This window comes from Cyanobium sp. Aljojuca 7A6, from assembly GCF_024346455.1.
In the GTDB taxonomy this organism is placed as follows: Bacteria; Cyanobacteriota; Cyanobacteriia; order PCC-6307; family Cyanobiaceae; genus Cyanobium.
In genome coordinates this window covers 116,145-130,095 of record NZ_JAGQCY010000009.1, presented here as the reverse complement: position 1 = coordinate 130,095, position 13,951 = coordinate 116,145, and the positions used below count along the sequence as shown (strand labels likewise).

The 13,951-nt window shown below is 69.4% G+C and carries 14 protein-coding genes; 1 reads left to right on the top strand and 13 read right to left on the bottom strand.

Annotated elements, in window-relative coordinates; translation table 11 throughout:
* Nucleotides 1–109: 109 nt before the first annotated feature.
* Nucleotides 110–1,135: a TIGR03032 family protein gene (locus KBY95_RS09865; protein WP_254964818.1), complete on the bottom strand. Its 1,026-nt coding sequence runs from the start codon at nucleotides 1,133–1,135 to the stop codon at nucleotides 110–112.
* Between the two features lie 123 nt (nucleotides 1,136–1,258).
* Here KBY95_RS09865 and KBY95_RS09860 point away from each other — a divergent pair, with 123 nt between their 5' ends.
* Complete coding sequence (locus tag KBY95_RS09860; protein WP_254964817.1) at nucleotides 1,259–1,630, top strand: nucleotidyltransferase domain-containing protein; 372 nt, start codon at nucleotides 1,259–1,261, stop codon at nucleotides 1,628–1,630.
* Nucleotides 1,631–1,841: 211 nt separating this feature from the next.
* On the opposite strand, the gene KBY95_RS09855 is transcribed toward KBY95_RS09860, so the two are convergent.
* From KBY95_RS09855 to trpD, 12 genes are all read right to left on the bottom strand, one after another.
* The gene (locus tag KBY95_RS09855) at nucleotides 1,842–3,857 is read right to left on the bottom strand and encodes a tetratricopeptide repeat protein (RefSeq protein WP_254964816.1); all 2,016 of its coding nucleotides are present in this window, start codon (nucleotides 3,855–3,857) and stop codon (nucleotides 1,842–1,844) included.
* Complete coding sequence (locus KBY95_RS09850) at nucleotides 3,854–5,335, bottom strand: tetratricopeptide repeat protein (RefSeq protein ID WP_254964815.1); 1,482 nt, start codon at nucleotides 5,333–5,335, stop codon at nucleotides 3,854–3,856. The genes KBY95_RS09855 and KBY95_RS09850 overlap by 4 nt, the downstream gene beginning before the upstream one ends.
* A 239-nt stretch (nucleotides 5,336–5,574) precedes the next feature.
* Complete coding sequence (locus tag KBY95_RS09845; protein ID WP_254964814.1) at nucleotides 5,575–6,024, bottom strand: hypothetical protein; 450 nt, start codon at nucleotides 6,022–6,024, stop codon at nucleotides 5,575–5,577.
* A gap of 169 nt (nucleotides 6,025–6,193) precedes the next feature.
* Complete coding sequence (locus KBY95_RS09840; RefSeq protein WP_254964813.1) at nucleotides 6,194–6,616, bottom strand: hypothetical protein; 423 nt, start codon at nucleotides 6,614–6,616, stop codon at nucleotides 6,194–6,196.
* A gap of 29 nt (nucleotides 6,617–6,645) precedes the next feature.
* Nucleotides 6,646–7,044: a nuclear transport factor 2 family protein gene (locus KBY95_RS09835; protein WP_254964812.1), complete on the bottom strand. Its 399-nt coding sequence runs from the start codon at nucleotides 7,042–7,044 to the stop codon at nucleotides 6,646–6,648.
* Between the two features lie 76 nt (nucleotides 7,045–7,120).
* Nucleotides 7,121–8,593, bottom strand: coding sequence for an Asp-tRNA(Asn)/Glu-tRNA(Gln) amidotransferase subunit GatA (gene gatA / locus KBY95_RS09830; RefSeq protein WP_254964811.1), 1,473 nt, complete (start codon nucleotides 8,591–8,593; stop codon nucleotides 7,121–7,123).
* Between the two features lie 45 nt (nucleotides 8,594–8,638).
* Nucleotides 8,639–8,890, bottom strand: coding sequence for a DUF1816 domain-containing protein (locus KBY95_RS09825; protein ID WP_254964809.1), 252 nt, complete (start codon nucleotides 8,888–8,890; stop codon nucleotides 8,639–8,641).
* A gap of 60 nt (nucleotides 8,891–8,950) precedes the next feature.
* Nucleotides 8,951–10,636: a 23S rRNA (guanosine(2251)-2'-O)-methyltransferase RlmB gene (gene rlmB / locus KBY95_RS09820; RefSeq protein WP_254964808.1), complete on the bottom strand. Its 1,686-nt coding sequence runs from the start codon at nucleotides 10,634–10,636 to the stop codon at nucleotides 8,951–8,953.
* Nucleotides 10,633–11,040, bottom strand: a complete 408-nt coding sequence (locus KBY95_RS09815; RefSeq protein WP_254964824.1) for a Mini-ribonuclease 3 — start codon at nucleotides 11,038–11,040, stop codon at nucleotides 10,633–10,635. Before KBY95_RS09815 ends, rlmB begins: the two co-directional genes overlap by 4 nt.
* 16 nt (nucleotides 11,041–11,056) lie before the next feature.
* Complete coding sequence (locus KBY95_RS09810; protein WP_254964807.1) at nucleotides 11,057–11,440, bottom strand: STAS domain-containing protein; 384 nt, start codon at nucleotides 11,438–11,440, stop codon at nucleotides 11,057–11,059.
* A gap of 69 nt (nucleotides 11,441–11,509) precedes the next feature.
* Nucleotides 11,510–12,736, bottom strand: coding sequence for a glutamine-hydrolyzing carbamoyl-phosphate synthase small subunit (carA, locus tag KBY95_RS09805; protein WP_254964806.1), 1,227 nt, complete (start codon nucleotides 12,734–12,736; stop codon nucleotides 11,510–11,512).
* The gene (gene trpD / locus KBY95_RS09800; RefSeq protein WP_254964805.1) at nucleotides 12,733–13,773 is read right to left on the bottom strand and encodes an anthranilate phosphoribosyltransferase; all 1,041 of its coding nucleotides are present in this window, start codon (nucleotides 13,771–13,773) and stop codon (nucleotides 12,733–12,735) included. The genes carA and trpD overlap by 4 nt, the downstream gene beginning before the upstream one ends.
* Nucleotides 13,774–13,951 lie beyond the last annotated feature (178 nt).

The following is a 13,951-nucleotide window of genomic DNA, read 5'->3' as shown; positions in this document are numbered from 1 at the left end:
ACAAGGGCCAAGAAAATCCACCCGAAGAGTTGAACCCCACTGCCGATCAGGGCTGTCCATGGCCGTCACAGACAAAAACGTTGTGGCTGGAGTCGGATTGGCGGCTATTTCAGCAGGCTCCTAGGGCCCGGGGCTGGCGCACGCCAGGGAGCACCACCACATCGAACAGTTCATCGATCGGATCGGGCAGTTCGAGGCTGTGGAGGATGGCGCCCGTGGCCAGATCGATCACCCGCAGGCCGCAACAACCGCCGGGGATGCCCTCGGCCGCCAGGCGTTCCTCCAGCGGCAGGCCGGTGAACTGGGGCGAACGCAGCTTGGAGAGCCCCACCACGGCACAGCCCCCCGCAAACGCCAACCCCCGCGCAAAGCCCGGCAGGGAACATATGGGGGAGAAGCGTTCGTGCTCGATCCAGCCCAGCTCGCCGGTGCCGGAATTGAGCAGCCAGAGTTTTCCCTGATGCCACCGAGGCGAGTGGGGCATCGCCAGGCCGGTGGCGGCGATGCTGCTGCTGGGGATGTGCAGCACCACCCCGGCGCCGGCGCGGTCGTCCCGCCAGCCGCCGGCCTTGTCGGTGTGGCCGCAGGCGGTGGCCCAGGTGGGAACGCCCTCCTGGAGAGCCAGACCGTTGAGGTGGCAGCGGTCATCGGCGGCCAGGCGCTGGATGAAGGGCGGCTGCCAGGTGGGGACAAAGCTGCAGCCTGGCGCGAGGGTGGCCAGGCAGCTGAAGGCCGTGTTCACGAACACCGGCGCCCCGGCCGCATCGATCACCAGCTCATGGGCATTGACATCGCCGGTGGTGAAGCTGGCGGCCGGCACATAAAGCCGATCCCCGCCTTCATGGCGCTGGCCGGGGGCGAGCAGGTTGTCGAGTCGCCAGATCTGACGGCGGGCGGCCATCCACAGGGCCTCGCCATGGGCGTAAAGCCCCATCGGCCGATCAAGCAGCCGCTCGTGCAGCTTAAGTTCACCACCAACGCCCACGCCGAGAAACAGCAGGCGGTTGGCGCGGTAGGTGGTGAAGGCGAGCGAGAACTGCTCCCGGACCAGCCAGCCGGCAAGCTCACTGGTGGCCGGGAAAACAAGGCCTGCATCCTCAGGGCGTCGTGCGGAAGAGGCAGGGGTGCTGGCCATGGCTTTACCCGCTTAAGGATGGAAGCATCCGAGAGCAGGACACCGGCATGGGCAAGTTAGCTAGAAGGAGGTTGCGATGCCGATCAGGCCTGCGCCGCCAATGTGGGACCGAGCGGGCCCAGAATGTCCCCCACGGCTCGGGCGCTCGCCACCAACACCCCGGCGTTCTCGATCGAGGATCGGCTCGCCGCCATGGCCCGTGAGATCCAGGCCGTGATCCCCGGCGCTGAGGTGCGCTTGTTTGGCTCCTGGGCGCGCGGCACAGCCCGGCCCGATTCCGATATTGACCTGCTGATCACCGTGGCCGATAACTGGCTGGCCTGCCATGACCGCCTCCAGATCCTGGGCTCCATCTGGCGGAGGATTGCCCATCACCGTGTTGCCGTAGATCTGCAGCTTTACTCCCAGAGTCAGGTGGCAGAAAAGCGCCATCTCAGCAGCCATATGATCGGCCATGCCTATCGCGAGGGGCGCTTTCTTGATGGGAACTTCTGAGGCCACCGATATGATCAAGATCGCGCGACGCGATCTGGCTGCTGCAATTACTGCAGGACTATGAGCTTGATGTCACAGCGTTCATGCCGCTTGAGACCTACACCGACTTTGCCGTTCAACTCCGCTACGACGTAGACCCGGAACCGCAACATCTCGATCGAGCAGCCTGCAATGCGGAGGTCGCTGCCTAGATCAGGCATGGAGGAGCTGATCAGCCGATGAGTTCAGTGCCAGGCCCCTGCAGTTCCTGCAGGATCAGCAGCTCCAAATGGCGTACCCACTGCAGCGTCTGAAACAACGGCAGCGCCTGCTGGTGCTCCATGAGCTGGCGGCGTAGTCGCGCCAGGGCCGCCGGGTCGCGGCCCAGGGCCACCGCCTGTTCCACGTACGCGTCGGGTGTGGGGGCGATCAGCTCCTCCAACCCCACGGCAGCCAGCAGGCTGGCCCCCATGCGCGAAGGGAAGCTCTCCCCCGGGCAGGTGAGCAGCGGCAGCCCGGCCCGCAGGGCCGTCACCGCCGTGGCGCCGCCGCCGTAGGTGGCGGTGTCCAGGAACAGGTCGGCCTGGGAGCAGGCGGCGGCGAAGCGGGCCCCGTCCATCAGCGCCCCGAACACCAGCCGCTGCGGATCGATGCCCGCCGCGGCCGCCCGCTCCCGCAGCCTCCGGCGCACCAGCGGGTGCTCCAGCAACAACCAGAGCACGGCACCCGGCACCCGGCGCAGGATCTCCAGCCACTGGTCGAAGCGATGGGGATCGAGCTTCTCGGCCCGGTTGAAACAGGCGAACACCACCCCCTGCTGCGGCAGGCCCAGCTCGGCGCGGCCCGGCGGCGGCGGCGGCGGCGCGGTGCCCTCCGGAGGCGGCGAGCTCACGAACGCCCAGGGCAGCCGCAGCACCCGTTCGCTATAGCCGTGTTCCAGCTCCGGTGGAATCAGCCAGCGGTCGGCGATCAGGCCATCGATCCAGCTGGCGCCAATGGTTCCCGGGTAGCCCAGGTACAACAGCTGTAATGGAGCAGGCCGCATCGCCAGCACCGCCGGCCGGCTATGGTGGGTATGGCCCATCAGGTCGATCAGCACATCGATGCGATCGCTGAGGATCCGCTCGGCGATCTGCCGGTGGCTCCAGCCGAACACCACGGTGAAGTGGTCCACCCCTGCCTGTACCGAAGCGGTGTAGGCGTCGTGGTGATCGGCCAGGCCATAGGCGAACACCTCGAAGCTCTCGCGGTCGTGGTGGACGAACAGGCCGTGGATCAAGGAGCCCATGGCGTGGTCGCGGAAATCCGCCGAGAGGTAGCCGATGCGAAGGCGTCGCGGTTCGCCCGCCGCATGCTCCGCCGGCGGCAGCGGTGCCACCCCCCGGGTGCTGGATGCGCTGAATCGCGTGGCCAGCTGCCGCTGCAGCTCCAGCGGCAACGGGAAGCACAGCAGCCGCAGTGGCGTCAGCGGACCCCCATCGGGGCGCTCCCCATGGGCCGCCAGCCGTCGCCGCAGCCGCTGCAGGCGATCGTCGTGGCGCTCCCAGTCGCAGAGGCTGAGGCGGGCGTACTGGAGGTGCAGCAGAACGTCGGTGGCGGCGGGATCGAGCTGAAGCGCGGCGATGTAGGCCTCGATCGCCGCCTCGAGGTCCCCCAGCGCTTCGCGGACCTGCCCCAGCTGGAAGATCACCGCCGGCGCCTGGGGCCCCTGGCGCAGCAGGCGCTCGAAGCAGCGCTGGGCCACCTCGAAGCGCGCCTGGGCCATGCGCAGCACGCCCAGGCTGTAGAGCCCGCTGCTGTGGCCGCGCACGGCGCCCAGCAAGGTGCGCAGGGCCTGCTCACCCGCCGCCACCCGGTCGCTGAGGATCAGCAGCTCCGCCACCTGGGCGAGGTTGTCGGCGGCCTGCTGGAGGCCGGGATCAAGGGCCAGCGCCTGGCCATAGCAGTGGCTGGCCCCCTCCAGATCACCCTGCAGCTGCAGGATCGCCCCCCGGTTGGCCTGGGCCGGGGCCAGCTGGGGGTCCAGCTCCAGCAGCCGATCGAGCAGGGCCAGCGCCTCCCCGCTGCGGCCCTGGTGGTGGCAGACGTTGGCCAGCTGCAAGTGGGCGCCCCTGTGATCGGGGGCTTCCCGCAGAAGCTGGCGGTACAGGGCTTCGGCCTCAGCCCAGCGCCGGGAGCGCTCCAGGGCGCGCCCCTCCCCGAAACGCTGCTGCCAGGCGTCGGCGGGGGCCGCTTCGCTCGAACTCATGGCGGTGGGCCGGAACCTTCCGGGGGATTGAGCTGGCAGGCCAGCTGGCCGTAGTGCTCGGCGGCCTGGCGGTGCAGGCGGGCCAGGGCCCGCACCGGCCGGGACAGCAGCGGATCCAGGGCGCTCGCCTGCTCCAGCGCCGCCTGGGCCTGCCCGGCGCGCCCCTGCTTGAGGTGGCAGAGACCCAGAAAGGCATGGGCGTGGGGGTCGCCGGGATCGAGGCGCACCGCCTCGCGGAACGCCGCCTCGGCCCGGGCCAGATCCTCTGCCTGGAGCGCGTCCACACCGGCGGCCCGCTGCTGGTCGGCCGGGCTGTCCAGATCGAGGTGGTGGAGATGCTCTCCCACACGGCGCAGCCCAGGCAGGGACTCCAGCCGCCGTGCGCCGGCCCGGCGCAGCGGCTCCGGCACGGGCCCAACCGCTGGCTTCACGGCGCCCTGCACCCGGCGGTAGAAGGCGAGGCGCTCGCCGATGTGAGCGTCGAGCCGGCGCTCGCGGGCCACCTGCCCGTAGGCGTTGGCGGCCACCTCCCGGCGCAGGGCCGGGGAGTCCAGGAGCCGATCGAGCACCGAGAGCATCTGCGCCGGATCGGCGAACAGGAACCCGGTGACGCCATCACGCACGTTGTTGTAGGGATCGAGGCGCTGCAGCACCGGCACCACCCCGTGGGCGGCGTACTCCAGGAACTTCACGTCGGAGCGGCAGCGGTTGTAGTCGGTGGGCAGCAGCGGGGCCAGGCCGATGTCGAGACCCTGCAGCCATTGCAGGTACTGGGCCAGGGAGCCGGCGCGCCGAAAACGGAACTGCTCGGCGGGTGCCGCCTCGAACAGGCCGGCCAGGGCCGGGTCGCCCATGATCTCCAGCCGCACCCCAGGGGTGGCCTGCAGCCAGCCGCAGAGCGCCGGCGCCACGCTGGCAAGGTCCTGGAGATGGCCGATCGAACCACCCCAGCCCACCACCACGGGCACGCCCTCGCCAGCCGCCGCGGCAGGACCGCCCGGGCGCGGCGGGGGCAGCGACGCCAGCTGGTTGGGGAAGACCGCCAGCTGCGGCGCCAGTGGAGCCAGCCGCTGGGCCAGCGCCGGCGAGGTCACCTGGGTGGCGTCACTGCGTTGCACCAGTTCCCGGAACAGGCGCAGGCCACGCCGATCCGACCAGGAGCGGTGGGCGGGATTCCACGCCTGCACATCCGGCAGGTAGTCGTTCACCTCACAGAAGGTGGCCTTGCCCAGCAGGCGCCGCTGGTGGATCAGCCGCAGGGCCTCCACGTCCATGATCATCGAGAGGACGAGCACATCGGCCGCCAGTGCCGCCGCATCACGGTGGCGGGCCAGGGGATGCACCTCCACCACCTCCACACCGCCCAGGCGGGCGAGCGCCGCCGCCGGCTCATGCTGCCGGTAGACGTTGTCGCCGATGGCGCCGAAGCTGCCCACCAGAACGATATGGATGGGTGACCCCTCTGCCGGTACGGACATCAGGCCGTCAGCCCACCCGAATCGATCAACCGGATCGACGGTGCAAACGTCCCGCCGTGAATCCACCGAGCCATCTGCATCCCAAGGATCACCAGCCTGCGCCGGTCATTATGGGGGGCTGACACCGGCGCTGAGGATCGGCCTCGCCAACGACCCGCCACGCCGGCACACTGCAGTCGGTTGAGCCTCGGCCCATTGACTTCCTGATAACCATTCTGCATGGTTAGATGATCACCTCCTTACTTGGCCGCCTGGAGGTTGGGGCAAGGTGCGGCCCACAGACTCTGGAGCTTGGTGGCCTGATCGGTGTCGCCCTTGGCGCTGAGCTGGTTCACCGTCAACTGAATGCGTTCGCAGTCAACCTGCTTCTCCAGCTTGGCGCGCTGGGTGCGCAGCTCCTGAAGCTCCCGTTCCGCCTGCTGGCGCCTGGCCTGCTGCACGCCGTCGGCCGCCTCAAGGCGGCTTGCCCCCGCGTCCATCTCCTTGAGCTGCAGCTGGAGAGCGGCCTCCCGCTGCGAGGCGGACTCCAATTCATTGTTGAGGGCCAGTTCGCCCTGCATCCGTTGCATCGATTCCCGGTTGGCCTGATCCTGGGCGGTCTGAACCTGGGCCTCGGCTTGAAGCCGTTGCTGATGCTGGTTGTTGAGGATGGCGAAACCGGCCACCATCAACACCACCGCTGACAGCACGGCCAGCCAGGTCCTGTTCTGACGATTCGAGAGGTTGGGATGATCCATATGTCTCTCTAGTCAGGCCGCAGGACACCGTTGGTCGATCGATGCGGCAGATCCGTGGCCGATGGGATGCAACGGCCTGGCGGGGATCGGGGCCAATGATCGCGGGCTCGGGGACTCCGCCCTAGGGGGCGGCCCATGTGCATCCATCGTCAGTGAAGGCATCAAGGTCATCCTCGAACTTGAAGACCCTTCCATCCTTGCGGATGTATCGAAAGTCATCGATGATGGCACCTTGATTGACATAGACATAGCGTCCTCCCGATCCATTGGGGGACATTTCAATCCACTGGGTTTCAAACTCTGATGGTCTTCCTCCGTACACCCTTCTCAATTCAGTCACCTTCAACAACTTCAGGGGAATGCGCCCACTGCCACCCTGGTAAAGAACGTAGCCCCTGTCATTGCTGTCAGACAAAATACTGAGCTGAAGTTTAAGGGGAGTTTTGAGGCCAATGGACCTCAGACAGCGGACATGGCCCTGATCCGCCCAGGCGGCAGGGACCGCGACGATCAACAGCAGCAGGACGGCCAGGCCTCGCTTCATCCTTGGCTCCATGGCGAATGAAGGCTGCATCAATTCCGTTCGACGGGTCTGGAGACGTGCTGGTGGGCGACCTTCCATTGGCCACTCCGCTTGCAAAGGCAGAAGGTGATGCGCACGGTCTCGCCAAACGTCTGACCGTCCGGGAGCGTCCCTCCGCACTGAAGCAAGCCAAAGGCGTAGCCCACATCGGCTCCCGCCTGGACAGCGAGATCCTGCAGCGCGAACTGCACGGGGCCCCGGGTGTCCGGCTGCCAGGACTGCCAGCTGTCCCGGTATTGCGCCGCTGAGGTGTACTGCAGCGGCGACAACACATCAAACAGCACCAGCTCATCGAGATGGTTGGCGAGGATCTCCTCCTCCCGTCCATCCCGGGTGGCCTCGGCCCACTGCTCCAGCACGTCGCGAATGGTCGCTTCGTCCCCGTTCATGGTCGGCCGTGCCCGATCGGGACAACCCTAGGTTGAGCGGGCTGGCCCCTCCCCTCCGGCAAAAGGGGGTTCCTGCTTAGGTCACCAGCGCCGCCGCGGGCCGGGCGTCCATCACCCGGGCCGCCTGCTCGTACTGATGGGCGACCCGCAGCAGCTTGGGCTCCTCCAGCACGCCGGTGATCAGCTGCAGGCCGATCGGCAGGCCCTGGGCGTCGAAGCCGCAGGGAACGCTGATGGCAGGCAGGCCGGCCAGGTTGGCGGGGATGGTGAGCAGGTCGGCCAGGTACATGGCCAGGGGGTCACCGGCGTGGGCGCCGCTGGGGAAGGCGGTGGTGGGCGAGGTGGGGGTCAGCAGCACATCCACGGATTCGAAGGCGCGGTCGAAATCGCGGCGGATCAGGGTGCGCACCTGCTGGGCTTTCCGGTAGTAGGCGTCCACATAGCCGGCGGAGAGGGCATAGGTGCCGATCAGGATGCGCCGCTGCACCTCCTCGCCGAAGCCGCTGGCCCGGCTGCGGGCGGTCATCGCGGCCAGGCCATCGCTGCCGGCTTCGGTGGCCGGCGCCCGGTAGCCGTACTTGACGCCGTCGTAGCGGGCCAGGTTGGCGGAGGCCTCCGACGGGGCAATCACGTAGTACGTGGCGATGCCGTCGTTGAAGCGGGGACAGCTGACGTCCACCAGCTCACAGCCCAGGGCCTCCAGCTGGGCGGCGGCCGCCAGCACCGAGGCCTTCACCTCCGGATCCAGACCCTCCTGGTCGAAGCACTCGCGGATCAGCCCCACCCGCAGGCCGGCGATCGGCTTCTCCAGCTCGGCGCCATAATCGGGCACCGGTGCCTTCAGGCAGGTGGCATCGCGGGGATCTTCGCCGGCGATCGCCTGCAGCAGCTCGGCGGCATCGGCCACGCTGCTGCTGAACGGGCCCACCTGGTCGAGGGAGGAGGCGAAGGCCACCAGTCCCCAGCGGCTCACCCGGCCGTAGGTGGGCTTGAGACCCACCACGCCGCAGAAGCTGGCGGGCTGGCGGATCGAGCCGCCGGTGTCGGAGCCCAGGGCGCCGATGCACTCACCGGCGGCCACGGCCGCGGCACTGCCGCCGGAACTGCCCCCGGGCACCCGATCCGGGTTCCAGGGGTTGCGGCTGGCACCGAACGCCGAGGTCTCGGTGGAGCTGCCCATGGCGAACTCGTCGAGATTGGTCTTGCCCAACAGAACGGCACCGGCCTGCCAGAGGCGCTCGGTCACCGTGGATTCGTAGGGGGGGACGAAGTTCTCCAGCATGCGGCTGGAGCAGGTCGTGCGGATGCCCTTGGTGCAGAGGTTGTCCTTGATGGCCAGGGGGATGCCGGCCAGGGGGGGCAGGGGCTCACCCGCCGCCCGGGCCGCATCGATGCGGTCGGCATCGGCCCTGGCCCGTTCGCTGGTCACCTCCAGGAAGGCATGCACGGTGGGGTCCACCGCCGCGATGCGCGCCAGGTGGCGATCCGTGAGCTCCCGGGCCGACACCTCGCCCCGCCGAAGCTGCTCCCGCCATTCGGCGATGCCCATCCAACCGCTAGCCAGCTGCGATGGACGCTATCAGTCGGCCAGAATTCAGTCGGCCAGATCGGGGGATTCGGTGAACGGCTCGCTGCGGCCGGTGCGCAGGCACTGGTGCTCCAGGGAGGCCGGTGACTCCGCCCGCAGATCATCGAGGAAGGCGGGCAGCGCCCGCTCCAGCGTCTGCCGGCGCACAAAGGGGCCGAACCAGTACACCGCGTCGGGGGAGCGGGTCTCCACCCGCGCCCACCAGGCCAGGCCCAACCCATTGGCGATGCCGCGCGTGGGCCAGAGCAGTGGATTCATGGAGAAGGGGTGGCGTTGTGGCCATTCTGGGGGGCGGCTGGGGCCAGCCCCCCGGCGGAATCAGAGGCGGATGTCGCCCGCGAAGCCTGGGGCCTTCGCGGGCAGGTAGGGCAGCGTCTCCATTGCGCTGTCCATGGGGGGTTCCGGCTCCCTTGCGCCAGGCGATTCCTGGTGCTGCCAGGCGGGTGGCTCGTTAGGGGCTTCCATCGCGGCGGCTTCGATGGCGGCCGCTTCGAGGGTGGCGGCTTCAGACTCCACCGGCTGAAGATCCTCGGACTCAAACGGCTGATCGTCGCTGGATGGCTCTGGAGTCGCGACCTCCGGTGTGGTGGCTTCGAGCCCATCCTGGGTTGGCAGCTCTGGCTCGCTCGGCAGCTCGGGATCAGGCGGTGCCGGCATGGAGGGGCGCACGATCCTGGGGGCGGGGGCGGAGCCCGTCAGGCCCCGCATCCAGCCGCGCCGGGCCACTTCGTAGAGCAGCAGCGCCGTGGCCACCGAAGCGTTCAGGCTCGGGGTGGCGCCCCGCAGGGGGATGCGCACCAGCTGGTCGCAGGAACGGCGCGTCAGCAGCGACAGGCCATCCCCTTCCGAACCGGTGACCACCACCAGGGGGCCCTCCAGGTCCACCTCCTCCAGGCTGACCGTGCCCTCCTCCGCCAGACCCACCACCCGATAACCCTCCTGCTTGAGGGTGTCGAGGGAACGGTTGAGGTTGACCACCCGCGCCACTGGCAAATGCTCCAGGGCCCCGGCGGCCACCTTGGCCACCGAGCCGGTAAGGCCGGCGTTGCGGCGTTGGGGCAGCACCATGCCGTGGGCACCGAGGGCCTCGGCGCTGCGGACGATGGCCCCGAGGTTCTGGGGATCGGTGAGGCCATCGACAGCGATCAGCAGGGGAGCCTCGCCGATCGAGCGGCAGCCTTCGATCAGGCTGGTCAGGTCGAGGGTCTCGGCGGCGGCGGGCTGCAGCACGATGCCCTGGTGCACAGCGCCACCGGTGAGCTGGCCCAGGCGCGCCCAGGTCACCTCCTCCACCAGCACGCCGGAGGACTTCGCCTCCCGCAGCAGCTGCAGGAAACGCGGGTTGAAACGCATCTCGGGCGTGCACCACACCCGGTGGATCGGCCGGCCGCTCTCCAGGGTGGCCTGGGTCGTGTGGCGGCCCCAGATCAGGTCGCTGGGGGCGGCGGCGGCAAACGCGTCGGCGGCGCCACGGAAATCGACATCGGAGCCGTCGGACTCCGGCCGCTCCGGGCCGCTGCGTCCCTGGAAGGTTCGTGGGGCGCGGTCGGCGTCCCGGAACAGGGCTGGTCCGCGGCGGGCCGGAGCCGACCGCGATGGGATGGGACGGCCGGAACTCGGTCGTCCGGCCCCACCGCGGCCTGGGACGGGGCGGCCGAAGGAGGGGCGGGCGGGAATGATGCGATCACCTCCGCGCCGTTCGCGGGTCGGACGACCGGCGCCGCCGCGGGAATCGTCGGGGCGATCAGCGCCGGGACGGCCTTCGTAGGGGCGCCGGCCGTAGGGGTTGCTGGCCGCACGGTCTGGGCCACCCGGCCGCTCGCCACCGCGCTCGCCGCCCCGTTCCCGATCAAAGGGAGGCTTGTCACGGCCATAGGCCTCTCCAGGGCGCCGGGGTCGGGCGGAGCCGAGGCGACGAGGGGTCCGGTCGGCACCGGAATCAGGGCGGCGATCAGGACGCCGGTCGGGGCGGCGATCACCGCGACGGTCAGGGGAGGGACTCATGGGCTGGCGGAGGGGGGACAGGGTTCGGTCTTCTCGAGATGGTCCAGCAGCTCAGCCAGCCGTCTGGGGTCCTGCAGAAAAAGCCATCCCAGCATCGTCTCAAATCCCGTGGCCTGCCCGTAAGCCCGGGGGGTGCTGCGGCGGGGACCCCGTCCCGCCTGGTTGCGGCCACGCAGGACGAGGCGGCGCTCCGCCTCACTCAGCAGGGGATCCAGACGCCGCAGGGCTTCGGCCTGGGCTTCCGCCTGCACCTCGGCCACCACGGCCAGGTGCAGGTCGGCAGCTCGCGCCGGTTGCCGGCAGTGGCGCAGGCGCTGGTGCAGTTCCCAGACCGCATCCCCCAACCAGGCCAGCTGGGCGGTGGCCAGGGGCGTGGCTGGGGCCTGGGTGGAAACGGAAGCCAGCCAGTGGCCGGGCCCCTCAGGCGGGGGCGAGGCTGCCAAGGGCGGACTCCAGATCGGGTTGCAGGTGCAGGAAGGCCTCCAGCCGCACCAACTTGACGGTCTGGACGACGCGGGCGTTGCCGACCACGAGGAACTGACGGGAGCTCTCGTTGAACAGCTTGGCCAGCTGGACCAGGGCGCCGAGTCCGGAGGAGTCGATGAAATCGATGCGGCTGAGGTCAATGACGACTGGGAGGTTGTCCCCTTTGTGCCGATCGCTGATGAACTCGGTGAACTGCTTGTCGGAATAGGCGTCCAGTTGCCCGGTGAAACTGAACAGCAGGCACTCTTCCCGCCGTTCGCTGCCCCCTCTCAGGGAGACGGTCAGTCGCTGCAGGTCGGTGATGGCCCCAGTCCTCAAAGGTGTTGAACGCGCCGAACTGTAGAGACCCCTATCCCGATTCAGGGAACCGCAACGAAACGTGCCGATTCAACGGCGTTCCGCCATCAGCGCCGTGAACCGGGCGAAGTGGTGGTCGGCATCGTGGGGTCCGGGGCTGGCCTCCGGGTGGTATTGGATGCCGAACACCGGCTGGCTGCGCAGGGCCAGGGCGGCCACCGTGTGGTCGTTGAGGTTGTGGTGGGTGATCCGCACTCGCTCGGCCGGAAGGGAGGCCGCTTCAAGGGCGAAACCGTGGTTCTGGCTCGTGATCTCCACCGATCCCGGGGAGCCGCAGGGGTGGTTGAGGCCCCGGTGGCCGTAGCCGAGCTTGAAGCTGCGGCCACCCAGGGCCAGTCCGAGGATCTGGTGGCCGAGGCAGATGCCGAAGACCGGCAGCTGCGGTTGCTGCAGCAGGTCGCGTGCCAGGGCAATCCCTTCACCCACCGCCGCCGGATCGCCGGGGCCGTTGGAGAGGAACACCCCCTCCGGCTGCAGCGCCAGCACCTGGTCCAGGCTGGAGTCGGCCGGCAGCACGGTGACCTCACAGCCATGGGCCACCAGACGTTCGAGGATGGCCCGCTTGATGCCGAAATCGATGGCCACCACCCGATAGGGGCGGTCGGGACGTGGCTGGAGCCTGGTGTCGAAGCGGGCCGCGCAGGTGTGGCCCCAGGTGTAGGGCTCCTTGGTGCTGACCCGGGCCGCCAGGTTGAGGCCATCCATGGCCGGGGTGGCCAGCACCTGCCGCAGCAATACCGCCGGGTCGGTGCCATCGCTGGCGATGGCGCCATTCATGGCGCCCCCCTCGCGCAGGTGGCGCACCAGGGCGCGGGTGTCGACCCCCCGGATGCCAACCACCCCCTGGCGACTCAGCCAATGGTCGAGGGTCTCCTCGCAACGCCAGTTGCTGGGCCGGGGGGCGAGCTGGCGGACGATGCAGCCGCGGGCATGGGCGTGGTCCGCCTCGAGATCTTCGCCATTGACGCCGGTGTTGCCGAGCTCCGGGTAGGTGAAGGTGATCAGCTGGCCGGAATAGCTCGGATCGGTGAGCACCTCCTGGTAGCCGGTCATGCCGGTGTTGAAGACCACCTCGCCGCAGACGCTGCCACGGGCGCCGCAGGCCAGGCCCCGCAGGACGGTGCCATCAGCCAGCACGAGCACAGCCGCAACGTCGTCAGTGGCGCTGCTGGGCGCAGCCGCGTCAGTGGCGCTGCTGGGCGCAGACGGGGCCTCCTGTGGGGTGGTCAGGGTGGCGTCGGCAGGGATCCCGATCATCCTTCAGACCCCGACAGGGCGGTCCGCAGCGCTGCCAGCCTGGCCCAGGCGCTGCCATCGGCCAGGGCCTGGTGGGCCCGGGCCAGGGCCGCGGCGATCGAGGGCTCCAGCCCCGCCGCCTTGAGCACCAGGGCAGCGTTGAGAGCCACCACATCGGCCTGGGCCTGGGTGCCCCGTCCCTGCAGGACCGCCTCCAGGATCAGACGGTTGGCGGCCACATCCCCGCCCCTGAGGGCCTCCAGATCGGCGGGTGCCAGCCCCAGCTCAGCGGGATCGAGCCAGTCGCTGCGCACCACGCCGTCCTCCAGGAGACGCAGCTCACTGGGACCGGACAGCGTGGCCTCATCCAGGCCGCCATGGCCATGAACCACGATCGCGCGCCGCTGACCGAGGCGACGCAGGGCCTCCGCCACCGGATCGAGCAGGTCGGGTCGGGCCACCCCCAGAACCTGGGCCTCGGGGGTGAGGGGATTGACGAGCGGTCCGAGCAGGTTGAAGACGGTGCGCACGCCGAGGCTGCGGCGCAGGGGGGCCATCCCCACCAGCGCGGGGTGCCAGCCCGGGGCGAACAGGAAGGTCACGCCGGTGCGCGGCAGAGCCTCCACCACCGTCGCCAGGGGGGCCCCCAGTTGCAATCCCAGGGCTTCGAGCACGTCGGCCGATCCAACGCGGCCACTGGCACTGCGATTGCCGTGCTTGGCCACATGGGCCCCGCAGGCGGCCGCCGTGAAGGCCACGGCCGTGGAGATGTTGAAGCTGTCGGCACCGGCGCCACCGGTGCCGCAGGTGTCAATCAGCTCCAGCTGGGGCCGCTGTCCCGGCAGGGGGCAGGCCTCCCTGAGGACGGCGGCCATCGCGGCCAGTTCCTCGCCGCTGGTGCCCTTGGCCCGCAGGGCCGCCAGCAGCGCACCCGTCAGCACCGGATCGATGGCGCCGGCCAGCCAGCCCCGCATCAAGGACTCGGCCTGGTCGGCCTGAAGGTCCTGGCCACAGAGAAGCTGCTCCAGCAGCTGGGGCCAGGCGGGGAAAGCAGGCATCACCGAACGCTGAACCGTCAGCGGCAACTTAAGGGACCCCGCTCCCCTACTGGCCCAGACCTGGTCAGGCCGGCAGCTGCCCAAAAAAATAGCCCGTGTGCAAAGCACGCCGGGCCGGGTGATGGGGACGCTCCCACTATCGCCTGTGCAGAGCCGTTCTGACCAACAGACTGAAAAC

Bases quoted from the DNA above. Each gene is read 5' to 3' on its own strand.
- KBY95_RS09865 (WP_254964818.1), bottom strand. From the start codon at position 1,135: ATGGCCAGCACCCCTGCCTCTTCCGCACGACGCCCTGAGGATGCAGGC.
- KBY95_RS09860 (WP_254964817.1), top strand. From the start codon at position 1,259: ATGTCCCCCACGGCTCGGGCGCTCGCCACCAACACCCCGGCGTTCTCG.
- KBY95_RS09855 (WP_254964816.1), bottom strand. From the start codon at position 3,857: ATGAGTTCGAGCGAAGCGGCCCCCGCCGACGCCTGGCAGCAGCGTTTC.
- KBY95_RS09850 (WP_254964815.1), bottom strand. From the start codon at position 5,335: ATGTCCGTACCGGCAGAGGGGTCACCCATCCATATCGTTCTGGTGGGC.
- KBY95_RS09840 (WP_254964813.1), bottom strand. From the start codon at position 6,616: ATGAAGCGAGGCCTGGCCGTCCTGCTGCTGTTGATCGTCGCGGTCCCT.
- KBY95_RS09835 (WP_254964812.1), bottom strand. From the start codon at position 7,044: ATGAACGGGGACGAAGCGACCATTCGCGACGTGCTGGAGCAGTGGGCC.
- gatA (WP_254964811.1), bottom strand. From the start codon at position 8,593: ATGGGCATCGCCGAATGGCGGGAGCAGCTTCGGCGGGGCGAGGTGTCG.
- KBY95_RS09825 (WP_254964809.1), bottom strand. From the start codon at position 8,890: ATGAATCCACTGCTCTGGCCCACGCGCGGCATCGCCAATGGGTTGGGC.
- rlmB (WP_254964808.1), bottom strand. From the start codon at position 10,636: ATGAGTCCCTCCCCTGACCGTCGCGGTGATCGCCGCCCCGACCGGCGT.
- carA (WP_254964806.1), bottom strand. From the start codon at position 12,736: ATGATCGGGATCCCTGCCGACGCCACCCTGACCACCCCACAGGAGGCC.
- trpD (WP_254964805.1), bottom strand. From the start codon at position 13,773: ATGCCTGCTTTCCCCGCCTGGCCCCAGCTGCTGGAGCAGCTTCTCTGT.